We start from the raw sequence: 6,394 nt of genomic DNA, 5'->3' as shown, positions 1-6,394 counted from the left end.
CTATTTTTCCTTGAAGAAGCACGTCACCAGCTTAAAGATAAGGCTGAAAAAGATTCTGTTGAACCAAGCACATCTATTTAATTAGGAGGGTATCATGTCAATTCAAAAACTTTCTTCAGTTCTTGCTCAAAGCTACGAAAACTTTCCTAAAGGACGGTTTATTACTTTAGCTGTTCTCAGGACAACTCAATCTGAAACTATTCTCCGCACAGAAGGTTCTGGTGAACCCATGTGTAGCGAATTTGTACAAGCAGGCATCAATGATGAAAACATTATCCAACGCCTAGTAATGACTAAGCGCAAGCAAGTTGCACCAGAAAGACGTTACGGACGAGAGCATTTAAGAGCGCACGAGCTGTTATATACCAGTAAAGATGGTTCTCTTTGTTCATTGAACACAAATGCTCCTTGTGAAATGTGCGTGGACTGTTTTCTCTATGGTTTTGCTGCTGGAGGTGGCGGCGCACAGAAAAGCCGAATTTGGACGGAGGATGCTTTTAGTGTTTTACCCGCTACTGAAGTTTTAGGAGAAAGGACTATTAACGCCACTTACGAGAATGGCACAATGCGAGACCAAAATGGTAACGCCTCAACAGCTTTAAATACCAGCGAATATATCAAACCTGGCGTCCATTTTCTTGATGTAGTTACTCTCAAAGACATCACTGCTAATGAATTAAGATACGTTATTGGTAACATTCTTTACACCAGCCGTTATGGTGCTGTTTCCAGTCGTGTCGGACGGATGGAAAATACGATTTTAGGTATCTTTGGTAGTATTGCTGAACTCCCCAGTTCTTTGGAATTTGTACAAGCTGTTTATGATGCCTTGGACAAACCTTTAGAACATCCGATGAATACCAAGCGGTTAACGGAAAAAGCTAAAGAAGTACTTTCAACTTGGAAGAATAAGCGAGGTGTTTCTGTGTATTTGTCTGACGAAGAATTAGCAAGCGTAATTACTGATGCCGATAATCATTGGTCGGAAGAGAAACGAGATAATTTCTTAAAGCAGTTAAGCCAATCTTATGAACCTTTCCGCCAAGTTCCTGCTGAGTCTAAAAAAGGCAAGGGCAAAGGTAAAAAAGCTACAGTTGAAGTAGAGAGTTAGGTTATGCCAACAATTCCTTTTCAGCAGGCAAAGCTTGTGGAATTAGTCTGTTTAGAACCCGTCTTTTTTGCCTCTAGGGAGTTGTCTGATACCTACTATACTGAGGGGACGATTGGGAATTATGCTCTAACCTATGCTTTGGGTTTGGTTTATTCGCCCTATCGTCTCCAAGGACAGGCTACAGGACGACCTACTTACAAAGAAGATTTTGAAGCGATCGCACAAGAATTTTACATATTACCTGCTTCACCTACTAATGGTCGAGTGACTTTCCGATTTGAGCGTTTTAATGCGCTGTCTGATGCTTATTGGTACGCAATGACTAATAACCGAGTCGCTACTGCACGAGAGGATTTGCCATTGCAACGTCAAGGAAAAAAACCCAATTCCTTTAGACCGAGTAATTTTCCTCAAACAGGACGGCTGAGGATGATTGAACGGGGTAATAAATTTCAAACAGTAGTCTTTGGCGATCGCGAATTACCAGACTACATTCGTATTGGTAAGTTTGCCAGCAAAGTAAAAGTTAATGTTCTAGAGCAATTTAATGTCATTCCATTACCACATGGACAGTATCAAACTAGAGCTTACTTGAATGTTGCAGATTTGGCACCACAAATAGAAATTTTGTCTTTTGATTTAATTTCTATGCCTCCAGCACCAATACTTAAAAACCTTCATTTTCGCGGTGCTGCTTGGCAGGTAGGAGAAATAATTGTTCCATCAGGTTTACAATTTTGTTGTGGAGCTATAAGTAATGACTAATCAAAGATTGGTTACTAAGCTTGAACCTCGCAGTATTTTCGCTTGTGCATCACCACCTGAAGAGATTTCATTTATCAAGAATGCACTTCAACATCAAGTTGATGTTTTTGAAAAATCTCTCAATGCTGATATAGTTCTCGATTTAGCACCCACAGGTACAGGTAAAACCAAAGCGGGTTTCACAGTTTTATTACACAATTCGACAAAAAGTGCTGTCTATATTGCCCCAACTAATGCCTTGATAAAGCAGCAACGTGAAGCTGCTGAAAAGTTTGTTAAAGACGCTAATTTACCTCATGTAGTAAAATCTGCTTCGGCAAAAGAAATTAGAGCGTGGTCAGATGATAAAGTCGGTAAGCGACCTGGAGAAAAGCTGTATAACGTTTTGCGAAATCCAGCAACTATATTTCCAGAGGTTGGTGCAAATAGACCAATTATATTGGTGACAAATCCTGATATTTTTTACTATGCCACCTTCTTCGCTTACAATTCACATGACAGAGGTAATATCGCTAGCAGTTTTTACACTAAGTTTAGCACGGTCATTTTTGATGAATTTCATCTTTATGATGCCAAGCAACTAGTAGGATTACTGTTTTATCTCGCCTATTCCCATATCTTTAATTTTTTCAAGGATGGAAGACGAATTGTCTTACTTACTGCTACACCCGAACCAGCGTGTGAATTAGCTCTACAAAGTTTGGAAAAGCAGGGTGTGAAGATAGCCAGAGTGGACGAAAAAACTGGTAACGGTAATCTGTTACCATCGCAAACAGCAGTTAATCTAGAATTAAGACCGCAACCCGATAGAGATGAGTGGTTAGCTGAGTTAGCATCTGAAGTCGTTCAACGTTTTCGAGAAAAACCAAAGGAAAACGGTGCAGTTATTCTTGACTCTCTAGAGAACATTAATCGTCTGAAAGAGTTATTAGATAAGCACGGACTGACCGATTGCATTGGACGTATCACTGGTCCTGCACCTTTAAAAGATAGACAACGGGCAATGCAGTGCCAAATTATTTTAGCCACTAGCACTGTAGATGTAGGGTTTAACTTTGAAAGAAACCCTGCACCAACACGTCAAAATCTAGATTGGCTAATTTTTTCAGCAAAGAACTGTGCTGCATTTTGGCAAAGAATTGGTAGAGTTGGACGTGTTTTAGGTAAGTCTGAGACTGATATTGATTCTGAAGCCATAGCTTATTTACCTGCTATAGCTTGGGAACAGGGTTTACCCTCGCTTGATATATCTGGAGGACGGAATGCACTCGAACAAACACTTAAGAATCTTCCTTGTCTGGAAAAGCCTTTTCTACTAGTATACTGGCGTTCTGAAGCATTTTTAGAAATTGCTCGTCCACTGTTAGAACTTGAAGAAGCATTACAAGGGATAGCAGGTGCAGAATTAATTCCACAACTTTTTGAAACAATAAAATCAACTTTAGGAGGAAATCGTACTTGGGATGATTGTCGTTTTAGAATGAAAGTTTTACGAGGTGCCGAGAACATTAGTAAAGCTTCGCTTAAAGATGTCCAAAACAAATGGAGGTATACTCCTGGTGGTCAAGCTTTTGTAAGAAATTACATTAAAGCTAAGTACCCTGAAGATTGGGATGACCTACAAGCAGGTCGCGTGACTTTAGATAACTATGAATCGCTCTTCAAGCAAGATGAGGAAGCTGCAAAAGATTTAAAAGAGTTTGCTGAAATCTTCAGTACCAGCTATGCACCATTATTCTCTTTCAGAAATAGTTTGTTTGAAAGTCTTCCCATTCGCGATCCACACGGTTATCTTTTAGATGAATCTGAAGAAACAGTCCTTGACCCTATCCATCTTTTACGTCACTATGAATTTGTTTTGAATGAAGAATTTATAGAAGTGACCGATCGTGCAAAGGATAAATATGACTTAGTTTTTCGTTTGAGTTATCCTGATACTTGGCAAGAATTTGTCAATACAGAACTTAATAAACTGACTGCTTTCAAAAATTGTCGTATTGAACGACGCATAGGAGTGGGAGGAGCAATACGACCTACACCTTTGATTAAAGCACTGGAAAAATATTTGATACCAGGAGTGATTGTCTCTGAAAAAGAGAATCAGTATATTATTATCCAAATGCAAAGAGAAGGAATTGTTTCATATCCGATTGTCATTCAGTGTAGCAATGCCCAAAAAGAATACAAATTTTTGCCAGGAATTGCAGGAATCTTAACAATGGCAATGAGAGGTAAACAATTGCGTCTTCCAGATGACGAACCCTTTATTGCTTAATAACTCTCAATTATGCCCCACAATCTTGTTCATAACCTTATCTCCCAGTGCCCATCTACCCGAAATCGCTGATTGGGAAACACTACCACGCTCTATTCCTGACTCTTATCAGTTCTGTCGATCGCAATTTAGGAGTTTACCTACACACATCTAACGCGGACAAAGCCTTCACTTTGTCGGCGTTACAAGTATAATACGATACATTTTTTACTCAATCTTGTGTTACTCAATACTTCCTTAAACTGCAATGAATACACCAACAATTGAAGAACTTAGGGAACTTGCCCAACAAATTCCTGAAAGAATTCCTTATCTCAAAATGTTAGTTTTGTTTGGTTCTAGAGCTACTGGTAAAATCCATGCTCAAAGTGACTGGGATTTTGCTGCACTTTACAATGAAGAGGAGCGAGAGACACATATTCAAGATAATAACTGGGGGTGGTTTGGAGTTCCTCTCATTCTTGGGGAAAGTTTTGGAATAAATCCCGATAAAATTGATGTATTAGAGCTTAATAATTGCTCCTGGTTAATCGCCCATTTTGCTGCTCGTGACGGTATTCTTCTTTATGAGAAAGAGCCAGGTGGGTTTGAATATTTTCGACTCACTTCATTAAGACCAGAGTCAGAAATGAAGAAATTTCGCCAACAGCAACGACAACTTATCGAAATGGCATTGCAAAAGTGGGGGTTATGAGTAACATTGACTGGGAAATCGTTTTAGTCAAACTTCTGTTAATTGTAAAATACTGCAACAATTTAGAAGGGTTTAAAGCGATTAGCCTTGAGGAGTATTTGGGTGATTTTAACCAGCAATTAATTGTTGAAAGACTCATACAACTTATGGTAGAAGCAGCAACAGATATTAATAAGTATTTGTTACTGCATTTATATCAGATTAGTCCGATCGCAAACTTTGATTCTTTTAGTGAAGCTGGGAAAAAAGGCATCATCACTCAAAATTTGGCAGATGAACTGGCACAATCAGTTGGAATGCGGAACATTTTAGTTCATCGGTACAAAGACATAAACAGCAGAATAGTATTTTTGGCTATTCCAAAGGCTTTGGAACAGTATCGACTCTATGTACAGCAAATTACAGCTTATAGTGATTCGTTAGAGGTATGAAGATAGCCATCCCGCAAGAATGCAGTATCACTTTAAAGGTTGAAGCATAATGGTGGGCAATGCCCACCCTACAATCTAAAATCCAAATTGGTTGATGTCTCACATTTAAAGGTTGAAGCATAATGGTGGGCAATGTCCACCCAACAATTTCAAATCCAAATTGGTTTATGCCCCACAGTCTTGTCCTCAACATTGTCCCCCAGTCTCCCATCTACCCTGAATTCCTAACTGGGAGACACTACCACGCCCTATTCCTGACTCTTATCAGTTCTGTCGATCGCGATTTAGGAGATTACCTACACTCAGCCAACGCAGACAAAGCCTTCACTCTTTCTCCCTTGCAAGTACAATACGATCGCCTCCAGACGGGTGAGAAGAACCATCGTCCAGGATACCCAATTCTGAAGAAAAGCGATCGCAAAATCCACCAAGACAAACACCACACTTTACTTTTTTCCCACGAACGTCCAATTCCTCCAGGTACGCCGTGTTGGTGGCGGATTTCTCTCCTAGACGATACACTCTTTGGGAAACTCACCCCACTTTGGCTCAATCTCAATCCCAAACACCCCTGGCATTTGGGGTCTGCTGATTTGCACATTACCAGTATATTGGGAACTCCCCAACCAACACAGCCTTGGGCAAATGTTTGTACATATGCTCAATTGTACGAGCAAGCCAGCGATCGCGATCGCACCATCTGTTTCAGTTTTGCTACACCTGTAGCCTTCCGCCAAGGTGCATACGATGCGGTTTTGCCCGTGAGAGAATGTGTCTTCAACAGTCTTCTCAGTCGCTGGAACAAATACAGTGGAATAGAGTTTAAGCAAGCCGCCATTGAGTCAATCTATCCCAGCTTTGTCAACATTAACACCGAAATTGTGAACAACTATGACAGCAAGTTCATTGGTTGCATTGGCGAAATTAACTATCGGATTCTAGGAGAAGTTGAACCCATTGCCATCAAACAAATGAACGCCCTTGCTGACTTTGCCCTATATGCAGGGCTGGGAAGAAAAACAACAATGGGAATGGGGATGACACGGCGATTAAAAATTGCTAACGGCTAATAGCTAATGGCTGATAGCTCATCACTATTAGCCATTAACCATTAACAA

The 6,394-nt window shown here is 40.2% G+C and carries 6 protein-coding genes and 1 pseudogene; all 7 read left to right on the top strand.

From position 1 onward, the window contains the following. Nucleotides 1–94: 94 nt before the first annotated feature. Complete coding sequence (cas7d, locus tag ACYRY3_RS08715; RefSeq protein WP_460201296.1) at nt 95–1,111, top strand: type I-D CRISPR-associated protein Cas7/Csc2; 1,017 nt, start codon at nt 95–97, stop codon at nt 1,109–1,111. Nucleotides 1,112–1,114: 3 nt separating this feature from the next. Next, nucleotides 1,115–1,876, top strand: a complete 762-nt coding sequence (gene cas5d, locus ACYRY3_RS08710; protein WP_460201295.1) for a type I-D CRISPR-associated protein Cas5/Csc1 — start codon at nt 1,115–1,117, stop codon at nt 1,874–1,876. Then, complete coding sequence (gene cas3, locus ACYRY3_RS08705) at nt 1,869–4,151, top strand: type I-D CRISPR-associated helicase Cas3' (protein WP_460201294.1); 2,283 nt, start codon at nt 1,869–1,871, stop codon at nt 4,149–4,151. The genes cas5d and cas3 overlap by 8 nt, the downstream gene beginning before the upstream one ends. 12 nt (nt 4,152–4,163) lie before the next feature. After that, a pseudogene (locus ACYRY3_RS08700) lies at nt 4,164–4,342 on the top strand (CRISPR-associated endoribonuclease Cas6); the annotation flags it as partial. Nucleotides 4,343–4,398: 56 nt separating this feature from the next. Continuing rightward, the gene (gene mntA / locus ACYRY3_RS08695) at nt 4,399–4,845 is read left to right on the top strand and encodes a type VII toxin-antitoxin system MntA family adenylyltransferase antitoxin (protein WP_460201293.1); all 447 of its coding nucleotides are present in this window, start codon (nt 4,399–4,401) and stop codon (nt 4,843–4,845) included. After that, on the top strand, nt 4,842–5,276 hold the full coding sequence (gene hepT, locus ACYRY3_RS08690; RefSeq protein WP_460201292.1) for a type VII toxin-antitoxin system HepT family RNase toxin: 435 nt from the start codon (nt 4,842–4,844) through the stop codon (nt 5,274–5,276). The genes mntA and hepT overlap by 4 nt, the downstream gene beginning before the upstream one ends. A gap of 167 nt (nt 5,277–5,443) precedes the next feature. Then, nucleotides 5,444–6,346, top strand: coding sequence for a CRISPR-associated endoribonuclease Cas6 (gene cas6, locus ACYRY3_RS08685; RefSeq protein ID WP_460201291.1), 903 nt, complete (start codon nt 5,444–5,446; stop codon nt 6,344–6,346). The last annotated feature ends 48 nt before the right edge of the window (nt 6,347–6,394 follow it).

This window comes from Scytonema sp. NUACC21 (assembly GCF_054684315.1).
The sequence above is the reverse complement of the archived record's forward strand: the minus strand, read 5'-3'. Positions and strand labels throughout refer to the sequence as shown.